General features: G+C 69.8%; 13 protein-coding genes and 1 riboswitch. Of the genes, 3 read left to right on the top strand and 10 right to left on the bottom strand.

All coding sequences use genetic code 11. The features are described 5' to 3' along the window. Positions 1 to 86: 86 nt before the first annotated feature. The 7 genes from AB0C73_RS20595 to AB0C73_RS20565 form a co-directional block, all read right to left on the bottom strand. Entirely contained in the window at positions 87 to 1,007 is a 921-nt protein-coding gene (locus tag AB0C73_RS20595; RefSeq protein WP_362531921.1) for a Ppx/GppA phosphatase family protein, read from the bottom strand. Continuing rightward, the gene (locus AB0C73_RS20590; protein WP_362531918.1) at positions 1,004 to 1,561 is read right to left on the bottom strand and encodes a DUF501 domain-containing protein; all 558 of its coding nucleotides are present in this window, start codon (positions 1,559 to 1,561) and stop codon (positions 1,004 to 1,006) included. Before AB0C73_RS20590 ends, AB0C73_RS20595 begins: the two co-directional genes overlap by 4 nt. 16 nt (positions 1,562 to 1,577) lie before the next feature. Next, positions 1,578 to 2,051 carry a septum formation initiator family protein gene (locus AB0C73_RS20585; protein ID WP_362531915.1) on the bottom strand — a complete coding sequence of 158 codons (474 nt, stop codon included), beginning with the start codon at positions 2,049 to 2,051 and terminating at the stop codon, positions 1,578 to 1,580. Between the two features lie 89 nt (positions 2,052 to 2,140). Further along, positions 2,141 to 3,427, bottom strand: coding sequence for a phosphopyruvate hydratase (gene eno, locus AB0C73_RS20580; protein ID WP_362531913.1), 1,287 nt, complete (start codon positions 3,425 to 3,427; stop codon positions 2,141 to 2,143). 294 nt (positions 3,428 to 3,721) lie between these two features. Further along, positions 3,722 to 4,423, bottom strand: coding sequence for a transglycosylase family protein (locus AB0C73_RS20575; RefSeq protein ID WP_362531910.1), 702 nt, complete (start codon positions 4,421 to 4,423; stop codon positions 3,722 to 3,724). Positions 4,424 to 4,426: 3 nt separating this feature from the next. After that, a riboswitch (cyclic di-AMP (ydaO/yuaA leader) is annotated at positions 4,427 to 4,600 on the bottom strand. Between the two features lie 259 nt (positions 4,601 to 4,859). Beyond that, complete coding sequence (locus tag AB0C73_RS20570) at positions 4,860 to 5,909, bottom strand: transglycosylase family protein (protein ID WP_362531907.1); 1,050 nt, start codon at positions 5,907 to 5,909, stop codon at positions 4,860 to 4,862. 242 nt (positions 5,910 to 6,151) lie between these two features. Further along, positions 6,152 to 8,131 carry a recombinase family protein gene (locus tag AB0C73_RS20565; RefSeq protein WP_362531905.1) on the bottom strand — a complete coding sequence of 660 codons (1,980 nt, stop codon included), beginning with the start codon at positions 8,129 to 8,131 and terminating at the stop codon, positions 6,152 to 6,154. A 197-nt stretch (positions 8,132 to 8,328) separates the two neighbouring features. Between AB0C73_RS20565 and AB0C73_RS20560 the strand changes: the two genes are divergently transcribed. The 3 genes from AB0C73_RS20560 to AB0C73_RS20550 all read left to right on the top strand — a co-directional run bounded on the left by AB0C73_RS20560 (position 8,329) and on the right by AB0C73_RS20550 (position 11,619). Beyond that, positions 8,329 to 9,552 (top strand): cytochrome P450, encoded by a 1,224-nt coding sequence (locus tag AB0C73_RS20560; protein ID WP_362531902.1) that lies wholly within the window; start codon positions 8,329 to 8,331, stop codon positions 9,550 to 9,552. A gap of 107 nt (positions 9,553 to 9,659) precedes the next feature. Next, positions 9,660 to 10,280 (top strand): Uma2 family endonuclease, encoded by a 621-nt coding sequence (locus tag AB0C73_RS20555; RefSeq protein WP_362531899.1) that lies wholly within the window; start codon positions 9,660 to 9,662, stop codon positions 10,278 to 10,280. A 127-nt stretch (positions 10,281 to 10,407) separates the two neighbouring features. Then, positions 10,408 to 11,619, top strand: a complete 1,212-nt coding sequence (locus tag AB0C73_RS20550) for an FAD-binding oxidoreductase (protein WP_362531896.1) — start codon at positions 10,408 to 10,410, stop codon at positions 11,617 to 11,619. Here the strand turns inward: AB0C73_RS20550 and AB0C73_RS20545 are convergent. From AB0C73_RS20545 to AB0C73_RS20535, 3 genes are all read right to left on the bottom strand, one after another. Then, entirely contained in the window at positions 11,616 to 12,584 is a 969-nt protein-coding gene (locus AB0C73_RS20545; RefSeq protein WP_362531893.1) for a nucleoside triphosphate pyrophosphohydrolase, read from the bottom strand. The two genes, AB0C73_RS20550 and AB0C73_RS20545, sit on opposite strands and share 4 nt — an antisense overlap. Positions 12,585 to 12,648: 64 nt before the next feature. Continuing rightward, the gene (locus tag AB0C73_RS20540; RefSeq protein WP_362531891.1) at positions 12,649 to 13,296 is read right to left on the bottom strand and encodes a SurA N-terminal domain-containing protein; all 648 of its coding nucleotides are present in this window, start codon (positions 13,294 to 13,296) and stop codon (positions 12,649 to 12,651) included. Positions 13,297 to 13,387: 91 nt separating this feature from the next. After that, the gene (locus AB0C73_RS20535) at positions 13,388 to 13,840 is read right to left on the bottom strand and encodes a GtrA family protein (protein WP_362532054.1); all 453 of its coding nucleotides are present in this window, start codon (positions 13,838 to 13,840) and stop codon (positions 13,388 to 13,390) included. Between the last annotated feature and the right edge of the window lie 33 nt (positions 13,841 to 13,873).

The raw sequence follows: 13,873 nt of genomic DNA, 5'->3' as shown, positions 1-13,873 counted from the left end.
CCTTTTCCCGAAGGGGTCCCCAGGGGCCCGTCCAGGGGTCCTTCCGGACCCCTGGCAGGCCTCTCACAGGGGCTCATAGCCGACCGCTATGCGACGGATAGCGCGATCCCATCGAGGATGTCGTGCTCGCTGACCACGACCTCCGCCGCTCCGGTGCGCTCCATGATCTCGGCGAGGACCAGGGCTCCGGCGACGATCACGTCGACCCGCCCGGGGTGGATGACCGGGATCGCGGCGCGCTCGTCGTGGGTGGAGCCGAGCAGCCGGGCGACCACCTCGTCGACCTGCGCGCGGGAGATACGGGAGTGGTGGACGCGCTCGGAGTCGTACTCCGGCAGCCCGAGGGCGATGGCGGCGACCGTGGTCACCGAACCGGCCAGGCCCACCAGGGTCTCGGCCTCGGTGATCGGCACGGTCCCGGCGGCCAGGTCCATCGCGGCGCGCACATCGGCGCGGATCGCGGCGATCTCCTCGGCCGTCGGCGGGTCGTGCCGGACGTGCCGCTCGGTGAGGCGGACGCAGCCGATGTCGACGGAGCGAGCCGCCTCGACGTGCTTGTTGCCGACCACGAACTCGGTCGAGCCGCCGCCGATGTCCACCACCAGACGCCGGTCGGCGCCGTGCAGCTCACCGGTGGCGCCGGTGAAGGAGAACTCGGCCTCCTGGTCGCCGGTGATCACCTCGGGCTCGACGCCCAGGATCCCGACGACGCCCTTGACGAAGTCCTCGCGGTTCTCGGCGTCGCGGGAGGCGGAGGTCGCGACGAAGCGCAGCCGCTCCGGGCCGACCCCCAGCTCCCTGACGACCTCGGCGTACTCGCGGCAGGCGGCGAAGGTCCGCTCCAGGGCCTCGGGCGCGAGCCGGCCGGTCTTGTCGACGCCCTGGCCGAGCCGGACGATCGTCATCCGCCGGTCGAGCTCGATCAGCTCGCCCGTCTCAGGGTGCACGTCGGCGACGAGGAGGCGGATGGAGTTCGTACCGCAGTCGATTCCGGCGACCCGGGTCACTTCTCGTCCCCTTCTTCCTCTTCTTCCTCCGCCTTGTCGGCACACGGGGTGACGCACGGCCCCTTCGCCCACCACTCCGGCAGCATCGCGAGCGCCTCGTCGCCGAACGGGTTCACGCCCGGTCCCGCCACCAGCGAGTGGCCGACCAGCACATGCAGGCACTTGACCCGGTCGGGCATGCCGCCGGCACTGGGGAAGCCCTCCAGGACCTCGATCGCGTCGCGGCGCGCGATGTAGTCCTCGTGCGCGGCCCGGTAGGCGGCGGCGAGCTCCGGGTCGGTGGCGAGCCGGGCCTGCATCTCCTTCATGACCCCGTTGGCCTCCAGGGTGCCGATGGCGGAGGCGGCGCGCGGACACGTCAGGTAGTACGTGGTCGGGAACGGCGTGCCGTCGGGCAGCCGCGGCGCGGTCTCGACGACGTCCGGGTTGCCGCACGGGCAGCGGTGCGCGATGGCGCGCAGGCCGCGCGGCGGCCGCCCGAGCTGGGCCTCGAACGCGGCGACGTCCGCGTCGGTGGGCTCGGTGCGTTCGGTCTGCGGAGGGGGCGTTTCCATCATCGATCCTGGTTGCTCAGTGGCGGTCGGCGTTGTCGACGCCGTCCCACAGGTTGTCGTACCAGGGGCGGTCGTCCGCCGCCTCCTGGTCGGCGCGGGGCCGCTGCTCCGCGTCGGGGTCGTTCACGGTGAAGCCGGTCTCGCCGGGCATCACGTAGTGCAGGTGCTCACGGGCGAGGCGCCGGACGTAGGCGGGGTCCTGGAGGCGGGCCTTCTCGTCCCGCAGCTCCTCGACCCGGCGGGCGGCCTCGGCGGCCTTGCGCTCCTGGTCGGCGATCTCGCCCTGCTGGGAGACGTACTGCCGCATCGGGTAGGCGAGCGCCACCACGAGCGAGCAGACCACGAGGGCCAGGAAGGCCGCGCGTCCGGTGAGCCGGGAGCGGCGGGCCTGACGGCGGGTCTGGGAGCGGTAGACACGGGCGGCGGTCTGCTCGCCGAGCAGCCTGATCCGGGTAGCGGTCGAGAACCGGTCCCGGTTCTTCACGGCCATGTCCTGCGCCTCCCCTGGTCAAACGTGCGTCCCCGCACACGGTACGGGACCGAGTGCGGGGACGTACGGAAGCTGCCTTACGGAAAGGCTCAGCCCTTGAAGCGCGGGAAGGCGCTGCGGCCGGCGTAGACCGCGGCGTCGTCGAGGATCTCCTCGATGCGCAGCAGCTGGTTGTACTTGGCGACGCGCTCGGAGCGGGCCGGGGCGCCGGTCTTGATCTGGCCGCAGTTGGTGGCGACGGCGAGGTCGGCGATGGTGACGTCCTCGGTCTCGCCGGAGCGGTGCGACATCATGCACTTGAAGCCGCTGCGCTGGGCCAGCTCGACGGCGTCCAGGGTCTCGGTCAGCGAGCCGATCTGGTTGACCTTGACCAGGAGGGCGTTCGCGGAGCCCTCCTCGATGCCGCGGGCGAGGCGCTCCGGGTTGGTGACGAAGAGGTCGTCGCCGACGAGCTGCACCTTGCCGCCGAGCTTGTCGGTGATGACCTTCCAGCCGGCCCAGTCGTCCTCGAACAGCGGGTCCTCGATGGAGACGAGCGGGTACGAGGCGACGAGCTCCTCGTAGTACTCGGTCATCTCGGCGGCGGAGCGGGACTTGCCCTCGAACTCGTACAGGCCGTCCTTGTAGAACTCGGAGGCGGCGCAGTCGAGCGCGAGCGCGATGTCCTTGCCCGGGACGTAGCCGGCCTGCTTGATGGCCTCCAGGATGAGGTCGAGCGCGGCGCGGTTGGACTCCAGGTTCGGGGCGAACCCGCCCTCGTCGCCGAGACCGGTGGAGAGGCCCTTGCCCTTCAGGACGGACTTGAGGGTGTGGTAGACCTCGGTGCCCCAGCGGAGGGCCTCGGAGAAGGACTCGGCGCCGATCGGCGCGATCATGAACTCCTGGATGTCCACGTTGGAGTCGGCGTGCGAGCCGCCGTTCAGGATGTTCATCATCGGAACGGGCAGCAGGTGCGCGTTCGGGCCGCCGAGGTAGCGGAAGAGCGGCAGGTCGGAGGCCTCGGAGGCGGCGTGCGCCACGGCGAGGGAGACACCGAGGATGGCGTTGGCGCCGAGCGAGGACTTGTCCGGGGTGGCGTCCAGGTCGAACATCGCCTGGTCGATCAGGCGCTGCTCGGTGGCGTCGTAGCCGACGAGCTCCGGGCCGATCTGCTCGATGACGGCGAGAACGGCCTTCTCGACACCCTTGCCCTGGTAGCGGTTGGGGTCACCGTCGCGAAGCTCGAGGGCCTCGAACGCACCGGTGGAGGCACCGGACGGAACGGCAGCACGACCGGTGCTGCCGTCGTCGAGGCCGACCTCGACCTCGACCGTGGGGTTGCCTCGGGAGTCCAGGATTTCCCGGGCTACGACGACGTCGATGGACGGCACGAGCATCTCCTTCTGGGATGTGACGCTGGGTGTGACGCATGCGGCAAGGTCTCGTTCGCCTTGCGACAAGAGCCTAACCGGCTCGGGGGCTCCAGCCAGCCGGGCGCCCGCCCCCTGGGACGAAAAAGGACCCAACGGCAGGCATACAAGGACGAAAGACCTGGCTACCGGCGGGTACGAAACCGGCCCGGAGCGGGATGCTCCGGGCCGGTCTCCCGGTCACCGCGGGGAGGGCGAGGAGGGAGGGGAGGGAGTGGACGGCCGCCGGACCGTCCTCTCGTTCCTTCCTTCCTTGCTTCCTTACTTCAGGTGAAGCTGCTGACCCGGGTAGATCAGGTCGGCGTCCTGGACGATGTCCTTGTTCAGCTGGAAGAGCTTCTCCCAGCCACCCTTGACGTGGTGCGCCTGGGCGATCTTGCTCAGGGTGTCGCCGGAGACGACCTTGTACTCGCCGTCGCCCTTCTTGACCTTCTTGCCGGTCGGGGTGGTGACGGTCTTGGCCGCGGGCTTCGGCGCGGTGCGCTTCTCGCTGCGGGTGGCCGGCTGCTCGGCGGCGCGCTGGGTGGTGGCCTTCGGCGCGGCCGGCTTCGGGGCCGGGGCCGGAGCCTCGGCGGCACCGCCGTCGTACGAGGCGCTGGAGAGACCCACGCCACAGCTCGGCCAGGCACCCTTGCCCTGGCCCGCGAGGACCTTCTCGGCGATGGCGATCTGCTGGGACTTCGAGGCGAGGTCCGCGCGCGGTGCGTAGGCGGTGCCACCGAACGCGGCCCAGGTGGAGTTGGTGAACTGCAGGCCGCCGTAGAAGCCGTTGCCGGTGTTGATGGACCAGTTGCCGCCGGACTCGCACTGGGCGACGGCGTCCCACTCGGAGCTGGTGGCGGCCGAGGCGGAGCCCGCGGTCAGCAGCGGGGCGGCGACGGCGACACCGGCGACGCCGGCGAGTGCGACGAAGCGGGTGGCCTTGGCGGCACGACGGTGTTTGCCCTTGCCGGAAAGCAGCATGGAAGTTCTCCTCACCGACGCCTGCGAGGTGAGCTGTCGGGTTCGGGCGAGTGAGTTGCCCGGCCGCGTGTCCTTGCACGCGGCTTCACCCCAAGCCGGTCGTCGGCCGTCTGTCTCAACGGCCGGGACCGGCACTTACCTTGGGTCCCCCGCTCCTGCCTTCGGCGCTTGCGCGACGACTGTTCCCATCGGATCGGCGGCAGGACTCGGCGTTCCGGTCGACGGGGCCCGCGGTGGCGAGCGGTCCTGACCGTAGACACAGACCCGGGGGAAGTTCAAAGACCCTCAACCCGGAAAAATCGCCCTTACTTGCACTCCGTCAGGCCCTGTTTGCGCAGGTCGGGAGTGCGGTGAGCAAAGTTTGCGGGCGTGACACGCCAGTTCGGCAAGAGAGACTCATGTCTCACTGGAGCAGAACCGGACATTCAGTCCCGAACTACCCCTGGGAGTCGCTTGCGCCGAGCCCCAACTCAAGGCTCTGACCAGGGAGGATGAGGTCGGGGTCGGCCCCGACCGTCTCCTTGTTGGCGTCATAGAGGGCCGCCCAGCCGCCGTGCAGACCGTTGTCCTGTGCAATGTCCGACAGGCTGTCACCCGGCTTGACGGTGTATTCGTCCGCCTTGTCCGTCTTGTCTGCCGTGACGGAGCCCTCGGCCGCACCGGCCGCGCTCCCGCCGCCGGTTGCGTCGCCCGCCACCCCGTCGGACGGGGCGGCGTGACGTCCGGATTCGCGCGCGGTGTCCGAGTTGCCGGTTTCATCCGTCGCGGCGTCACCACGGTGCTTGCCCGCGCCGGTCGCATCGGTGACACCAGGAGTGCCGGGGAGGGTCTCGGACACATCGGGCGTACCCGGCGTTACGGGCATTCCGGGCGTGGTGGAGGTGCCGGGGGCCGTCGGGGTGACGGTGGCGCTCGGGGACGCCGGAGTGGAGGAGGAGGCGGACGGCGAGGGGGACGCGGGGGTCTGGGTGACACCCCGGAACAGGCCCTGGGCGTCGCCGCCCTCGGTGGCGCCGGTGGTGGGCAGGCCGTCGGTGCGGTTCGACTCCGGCCGGGGGCCGGTGGACTCCTTGGGCGTGACGCCGGGGCCCGGGTCGACGCCGGGGGTCTTGCCGTCCTTCTTCAGGCCGGCGATCGGCGCGCAGGTGGCCCACTGGGTGTCACCGGCGGCGAAGGCCTTGTCCGCGACGACGATCTGCTGGGAGCGGCTCGCGAGGTCCGCGCTCGGCGCGTAGGCCAGGCCGCCGTGCTTCTCCCAGCCCTCCTGGGTGAACTGGAGGCCGCCGTAGAGCCCGTTGCCGAAGTTGGCGCTCCACGCGCCCCCCGACTCGCACTCGGCCACCCGGTCCCAGGTCTGGGCGTCGGCGGCGGAGGCGGAACCGGTGGCGAGCAGCGGCAGCGCCATGGCCGATCCGGTCACACCCGCTGCGACGACGAGCGCGGGGGCCTGGCGGGGTCTGCGGTGACGTCCGTTCCCGGAGCGCATACGGAGTGCCTTTCGCGTGACTGCTGAGACTGCCGGTGAAAGTAGCGGCATTCGAACGCACATCACAAGTCGATGCAGCGGGGATCACGCGAAGATCACAGTATTGACGGTCCGTCAGCCACGGGCGCCTTTGTGGGAAACATTGAACTCCACCGGAAGCGTGCGCAGGCCACGCATGATCAGCCCACCGCGCCACCGCAGTTCCGCCGGATCGGCCCCAAGTCGCAGGTCCGGCGGGAGGTTCAGGGGCGACAAATCGTCCGGACCAGGGGGTCGTCCCTGAGCCGACCAGTCACGAACAGCTGCGGGAGGGTCGGCCGCCGGTACGCGGGCACACCCCGCTCCTTGGCATGGAGCACCTCCATGACCACAGGCCACACCCCCCGCTTCCACCAGGCCAGCTGCCGCTCGCGCACCGCGCCGGCTGGTCCCCAGGTGTCCGGCATCTCGGCCCAGGACAGGCCGTGACGGAGGCGATGAAGCATCCCTTTGAACTGCTCGTGGATGTCGTACTTGCTCGTGAAGTGCCTGGCTGCGAAGCGAGGCTTCACCACCGCGACAACCGACTGCCACTCCTCGTCCGTGGGGTCTGGCGGCACGAGCACGTCGTTGTCCCAGTGCCAGGCGGTCACCTGGCACTGGAGGCCGGGCTTCTGAAGGTGGGTGACATCTCCGAAGGTGACGCGGATGTCGAGCATGTCGAACACCTCCTTCTTCTCCTCCAGCGTCATGCCGTCGAACCGGCCCTCGGCGCCGGTCACGAGCGCGGCCAGGTTGCGGGCCCGCCCCTCCAGCTCTTTGTAGTTGTCCAACCACTCCTTGGCGATCTTGCGCTGCTCCTCCATGTCATCCATCTCGTCCTGGAGTCTCCGCGTAGCGGCGGTGGCAACGGCGGGATCCATGCCGGCCTGGATGTACTTCGGGACTTCGGTGCGGATCAGCAGTTCCTGCTCATTGATCTCGCGCTCCAGCTCGTGCACACGGGCGGCGTACCTCTCCTTGTCGCCGGGCAGGCTGAGCACCCACTTCTTCACCGCGGCGTGGAAACGGATCTCGTCCTTGAGGAACGTCCCCAGTTCGTCCCAGACCGCCTTCTCGATCGCTTCGGCATTGAAGTACGGCTCGGCGCAGGACTTGGCCGTGGTCCCCGTCTCCTTGCCCTTCCTCGGGGTGAGACCTTGGCAGCGGTAGCCGCGGTGCGCTTCGGAGCCTTGGTTGCTTCCGGTGAAGACGAGTCCACAGTGCCCCTGGATGCGACCACTGAGCGGGTAGACACGGTCCTTGTTGCGGCCGTTCCGGAAGCCGATCTCGGACATGGCCGCCGCGAGGGCTTCGGCACGCTCGGCGGTGACGATACGGGGGACACCGATCTTGACCTGGTCACCATGGACCGGCGTGCCGTCGTGATGGCGGAGGGTGGTGTTCCTGCCCTTGCCGCGATCGGTCCTGCGGTAGAGCACGTAGCCGTCATGCAGACTTTCATGGCGGAGGCGGCTTCGCAGGTTGGCGGCGCTCCAGGGGACGCCACTGCGAGTGAGGAAGCCGCAACGGTTGAGCTTCCCGGCGGCTTCAGTGAAGTTCATGCCGTCGTCGACGATGAACCTGATCGCCAAGGAGAGAGTCATGGCTTCGCGGTCGTCGGAGACGAGAACGGACATCTTCTTGCGCCCGATGCCGCTGCTCTCGTCATTCGCGATCCGATAGCCGTACGGGGCGGGGCCACCGGGCCAGCCGCCGTAGCTGATCTTGAGTTCCCTTCCGGCAGACGTGCGCTCCTTGATCCGGCGCCATTCCATCTCAGCGAACTGCACGTACTGGGCGAACATCTGCCAGCCTTCGTCAGTGCTGGTGTCGATGCCCTCCTTGGCCGAGATGAAGTGGATGCCGATGTCTCCCATCTGCCAGGCCCAGTTGAAGGCGGTGCGGGCGGTACGACCCACGCGGTCGACGGAGGGGACGAGGATGCGGTTGAAGCCGCCTTCGGCAGCATCGGAGACGAGGTGGTCCATGCCCGGGCGGGATTCGAGGGTGCCGGACACGGCTTCGTCCGCATAGTCACCGAAGACGACTGCTTCGGGGTTGCGGGTGAGCCAGTCGTTACAGAGTGCGTACTGGACTTCGAGGCCGAATCCGTCGAGCTGATCCGCTGTCGAGACTCGTCGGTACACGGCGACGGTGATCGCCGCTGCCGCATGCGGGCGCGGGCGTGCCAGAATGGGCATGTCACTCCCTCCAGAGTGGCCGTACCTCGGGGTGGTCAGAGACCCGCGAGGCAGGTTGAGGCCCCTGCGCTGCCGGCGCGGGGCCTTGATCGTTTCAGGGAGTGTATGCCGCCAGGCAGGCCCCTGAGGAGAAAACGGCGAAAGAGGAAACCAAGGCCGAATCGGGCGATCGCCGGCGTCGGGATACGGTCGAAGCCATGCATGACCGATCAGTCCCCGAGCCGCCGGACCTCTTCAGCTGGGAGTTCGCCGCCGATCCGTACCCCGCGTACGCCTGGTTGCGCGAGCACGCGCCCGTGCATCGGACCAGACTGCCCAGCGGGGTCGACGCTTGGCTCGTGACACGGTACGCGGACGCCCGCCAGGCTCTTGCCGACCAGCGGCTGTCGAAGAATCCGGTACACCACGCCGAACCCGGCAAGACCGGGATCCCGGGCGAGCGCAGCGCCGGCCTGATGACGCATCTGCTCAACATCGACCCACCGGACCACACCCGTCTGCGCCGGCTGGTGTCGAAGGCCTTCACCCCGCGCCGAATCGCCGAGTTCGCACCCCGGGTGCAGGAGCTGACGGACCGACTCATCGACGGCTTCGAGAAACGGGGAAGCGCGGACCTCATCCACGAGTTCGCCTTCCCACTGCCCATCTACGCGATCTGCGACCTGCTCGGCGTGCCTCCTGAGGACCAGGACGACTTCCGCGACTGGGCCGGAATGATGATCCGCCACGGCGGCGGGCCGCGCGGCGGGGTGGCCCGTTCCGTGAAGAAGATCCGCGGCTATCTTGCCGAGCTGATCCACAGGAAGCGGGAGCATCTCGGTGACGACCTGATCTCCGGGCTCATCCGCGCTTCGGACCACGGCGACCATCTCACCGAGAACGAGGCCACGGCCATGTGCTTCGTGCTCTTGTTCGCCGGTTTCGAGACGACCATCAATCTCCTCGGCAACGGCGCCTACACACTGCTCCGCAACCCAGGACAGCTCGCGCGGCTGCGAGCGTCCCTGGCAGCCGGAGAGACCGGTCTACTCGAAACAGGCATCGAGGAACTGATCCGCTACGAAGGGCCGGTGGAGCTGGCGACCTGGCGGTACGCGACCACGGGCCTCACCATCGGTGGGCAGGACATCCCCGCCGGCGATCCGGTCCTCGTCGTGCTCGCCGCCGCCGACCGGGACCCGGCACGCTTCGACGGACCGGACACTCTCGACCTCGCACGGCGCGACAACCAGCACCTCGGTTACGGACACGGCATCCACTACTGTCTCGGGGCCCCTCTCGCGCGCCTCGAAGGCCAGATAGGGCTCCGCACGCTCCTGACCCGGCTTCCAGATCTGCAGCTCGCGGTGGACCCCTCGGACTTGCGCTGGCGGGGCGGGCTCATCATGCGGGGGCTGCGGGAGCTCCCCGTCCGGTTCTAGGTCGCCATGACCACGAACAAGGTGCTCTCCGCCGACGGCTCACTCGTTCGGCGGACCCTCTCGCGTTCCTGGTGGGTACGCTTACCGTACGCGCCAGACTCCGTCGCATGGGAGCGCTGATGAGTGCCGCAGCCGATGATGAGCGGGTAGAGCAGTACGTATTTCCGACGCCGCCGGCCGGTGGGTGGACTGCGGACGACCTCGACCGGATTCCGGGTCTCCCGCCGCACACCGAGCTGATCGACGGAGGACTGTTCTTCGTGAGTCCGCAGACCTACTTCCACATGGCCACGACAGACCTGTTGGTGAGCACGCTACGGGCGCAGGCGCCAGCGGATCTCGATGTCGTGCGGGAGATGACCACCAAACTGGGGGATCGGGACCGGCCGGAACCCGATCTGATGGTCGTCCGCCTCGGCGCGGATGACCCCGATCAGACCTGGTTCAAGCCCGAGGACATCGTCCTGGCCGTGGAGATCGTGTCCACCGAATCTCTCGAACGTGACCGGGAGATCAAGCCCCGTAAGTACGCCGCTGCGCGCATCCCGCACTTCTGGCGGGTGGAGAGGAACGACGGACAGCCCATCGTGTTCGTGTACGAGCTCGACCCCGCGACCAACATGTACGCGGTCACCGGCATCCACCACGACCGGCTCAAGGTCACCCTTCCGTTCGAGATCGACATCGATCTCACCGCCGTGAACCGGCGGCGGGGCGCTCAGGCCTGAGCCCCGGTGCCCGGGAGCTCGCCGCCGCGGCCACCCGACGCACGAAGCTGACATACGACGGGCCGACCGCGCCGGAGAATCACGAAGTCCGCACGTGCGGTGACACTGTGTGGCTTAGATTCACGGCGTGGATGCCCAGTTGCTCAGGAGTGTGTTCGCGGTCGTCGAACGGCGGGCCGAGCACGCCGTCGCGTTCTTCTACTCGCACCTCTTCTGGCACAACCCCGGCGTGCGCGAGCTGTTCCCCGAGGACCTGGCGCCCCAGCGGGACCGGCTGTTCGCCGCGCTCACCCATGTGGTCACGCGCCTGGAGGACCCGGAGCTCGCGCACTACCTGGGGCAACTGGGCCGGGACCACCGCAAGTTCCTCGCAACGCCCGCGCTCTACAGCGTGGTCGGCACCAGCCTGCTCGCCGCGTTCGCGCACACCGCCGGCGCCGCCTGGACGATCGAGGCGGAGAAGGAGTGGACCGAGGCGTACGGGCGGGTCGCCGAGCTGATGCTGGCCGGCGCCCAGGAATCGGTCACGGCCGGGGAGCCCGCGTGGTGGGACGCGGACGTCGTCGCACACGAGCGGTACGGGGAGGACCTGACGCTGCTCACCCTGCGCCCGCGCCGCCCGTACCCGTACGCCCCCGGGCAGTACGTCAGCGTCAGCACCCTCCATGTGCCCCGGGTCTGGCGCACCTACTCCCTGGCCAACGCGCCGCGCCCGGACGGCACCCTCGACCTGCACGTGAGCCGGATACGCGGCGGGCTGATGAGCACGGCCCTGACCGAGCGCCTACGGGTCGGCGAGACGCTGCGCCTGAGCTCCCCCGGCGGCGCTCTGACGGCCCGCACCCCGCCCGGCAAACCCCGCACCTACATAGCCGGCGGCACCGGCTGGGCACCCGTGCGGGCCCTGCTCGAAGAGGCGGCCCGGGACGAACCCGGCCTTGAGGGGCGCCTGTTCATGGTGGCGCGGGCCAAGGAGTACCTGTACGGGCGGGCCGAGGCGCAGCGCCTGTGCGGGCTGCTCCCCGGTCTGCGCGTCACCTGCATCACCGCGGCCCCCGGCCGCCCCCGCGACCAGGCCACCGACCGCCTGGTCCAGGCCCTGCGGGCGGGCGTGAACTGGCCCGCCCACGACGTCTACCTGGCCGGCCCGCCGGGCCTCCTCGGCGAGGTCACCGAGGAGCTGGCCGCACTCGGCACGGACCCGGCGCGTATCTTCCACGACCTCCTGCCGCCCGCCGCCCGCTTCCCGACCCGCCCCGCCACCCGCGCGGAGTGGCTGATCGACCCGCCGCGGCTCCACTGGCACAACCCCGAGGCCCGCGCCCCGCGCGAGCCCTAAAGGGGGTCCACGCCCTCCGCCGCGCGGATCGCGTCCCGGTAGATCCGGCCCGCCGCGCGCAGCGCCGCCTCCGGGTCGACCCCGGCGGCCTCCGCCCGTACCGCCAGGGCGAGCAGCTCGTACCCGATGCCGTCACCGGCCGGCAGCGGCACCTCCAGACCCGCGGTCCGTACCCGGCCCGCGAGCTTCGACGCGAGCGCGAGGCCCGGCTGGCCGAGCGGGACGCCGTCCGTCACCGACTCGCGCTGCTTCTCCGCCGCCTTGGTGCGCAGCCAGTGCTCCTTGACGTCCTCGGGGGTCTCGGCGGTCGCGTCGCCGAAGACATGCGGATGCCGGTGGATCAGCTTCGCCACGATGGTCCCGGCCACGTCGTCGACCGAGAACGGCTCCTCGGTGTCCTCCTCCGCGATCCGGGCGTGGAAGACCACCTGGAGCAGCACGTCGCCGAGCTCCTCGCGCAGCGCGTCGCGGTCGCCGTCCTCGATGGCCTCGACCATCTCGTAGGCCTCCTCGATGCCGTACTTGGCGAGGCCCTCGTGGGTCTGGCGCGAGGACCACGGGCACTCGCGCCGGATGCGGTCCATGACCTGGACGAGGTCGAGCAGACGGGCGCCGGGCAGGTCGTACGAGCCGGGCAGCAGCTCCAGGTCGGGCATGGTGACCCGGCCGGAGCCGGCGAGCCGGGCGAGGCCGTCGGTGAGCGCCTGGTCGCCCTCGCCGGAGGGCAGCACGAGCACCGTGCGGCCCCCGGCGCAGGCCTCGACCAGTTCCTCGGCGGCGGGCCGCAGGACTTCGACCGCGACCCCGGCCTCCTTCAGATAGGGCAGCTGGGGGTGGTCCGCGTCCGGGCAGAGCACCCGGTCCGCCGCGTGCAGCGCCTGCCAGGCCGGCCAGGAGAGCAGCCCGGGCGCCACCCGGTGGCTGGCGGTGAGCAGGACGATACGACCAGGGTTCTCAGCGTTCACCCCTCGACCCTACGTCGTCGCCGACGGTCGCCGAGGAGCGCCGAGGGCCGACGAGGGAGCGCGGTCAGGCGCCGGCCTCCACGGCAGCCGGCCTGCTGATCTGCCGGACCCACGGCGCCGTGTACGTACCGAGCTGGATCTTCTCGTCGTCCCAGCTGCCGTAGCGCGGGTTCACATCGATCCTCAGCTCCTTGGACGCCTTGCTGAAGGCCTCCTGGAGCTTCTTCTGGCCCTCGGCGGTGTTCGTGACGCCGAGCGTGGCCGCGATCTTGTTCATGAGCACGGCGCGGCGGGCGACGTCGTCGATCTGGCCGGGCGCCACGCCGCGCTGCTGGAGCAGGGCGGTCGCCATCTGCTCCTCGCCGCCGCTCTGCCGGACGAAGTCGCTGCGGGCCTGCTGGACCTCGGCGCGGCTGACGGTGACCCCGTTGTTCTCGGCGACCTTCTCCGCCACCTTGTCGAAGATCATGTCGTGCAGCTTCTGGCGGCTGAGGTCGCCGGTCTGGTTGATCAGCTGCGCCGCGTTCGGCGAGGCCTGCTGCGCCGAGCGCACGTCCTTGACCTGGGCCTGGAGGCTGGACACCTCGATCCGCTGCCCGCCGACGACGGCCGCCGCGCCCGGGTGGGCGTCACTGCCGCAGGCGGTGAGGAGCGGGGCCACGGCCAGCAGAGCGGCGGCGGCGGAGACGGAGAGCGCTGTGCGGCGGTGCAAAGGAGCCTCCCGGCGTGGGTCGTGCGTCAGTGGAACGACCGTGCGGTGATCGATGTTAGGCAGTCGCCGCGGCCCGGGCCACTCCTTCGCCCTACTTCGCGACGACTGGCTCGGTCGATTCGGTCGCTTCAGTCGATTCGGTCGACTCGGTCAACGACTCACGTGTTCGGGTGGTGTCGGGTCCCAGCATGATCGTCCGGGAGAGAACGAAGGTGACGGGGATCGCGGCCGCGGCGGCGAGCAGCGGCGCGTAGGTGCTGTCGACGTCCATGAGGTCGACCAGGACGTAGACGCCGACCGTGGTGATGACGAAGTTCGCCGCGTTGGTCAGCGGGAACAGCAGGAACTTCTTCCAGGTGGGGCGGGTGCGGTAGGTGAAGTACGAGGTGAGGAAGAAGGAGCCGACCATGGACAGCGCGAAGGCGAGGACATGGGCGGCGATGTACGGCACCCACAGCCCGAAGAGCAGGTAGAGCCCGTAGTACGTGCCGGTGTTGACGACGCCGACCAGTCCGAACCGCACCACCTGCCAGGTCGTCTTCATCGTCTTCACCGTCTTCACCGACCTCATCGACCT

This window comes from Streptomyces sp. NPDC048623 (assembly GCF_040650755.1).
GTDB lineage: Bacteria > Actinomycetota > Actinomycetes > Streptomycetales > Streptomycetaceae > Streptomyces.
Note: the sequence above shows the minus strand (reverse complement) of the source record. Positions and strands in the feature narration are given on the sequence as shown.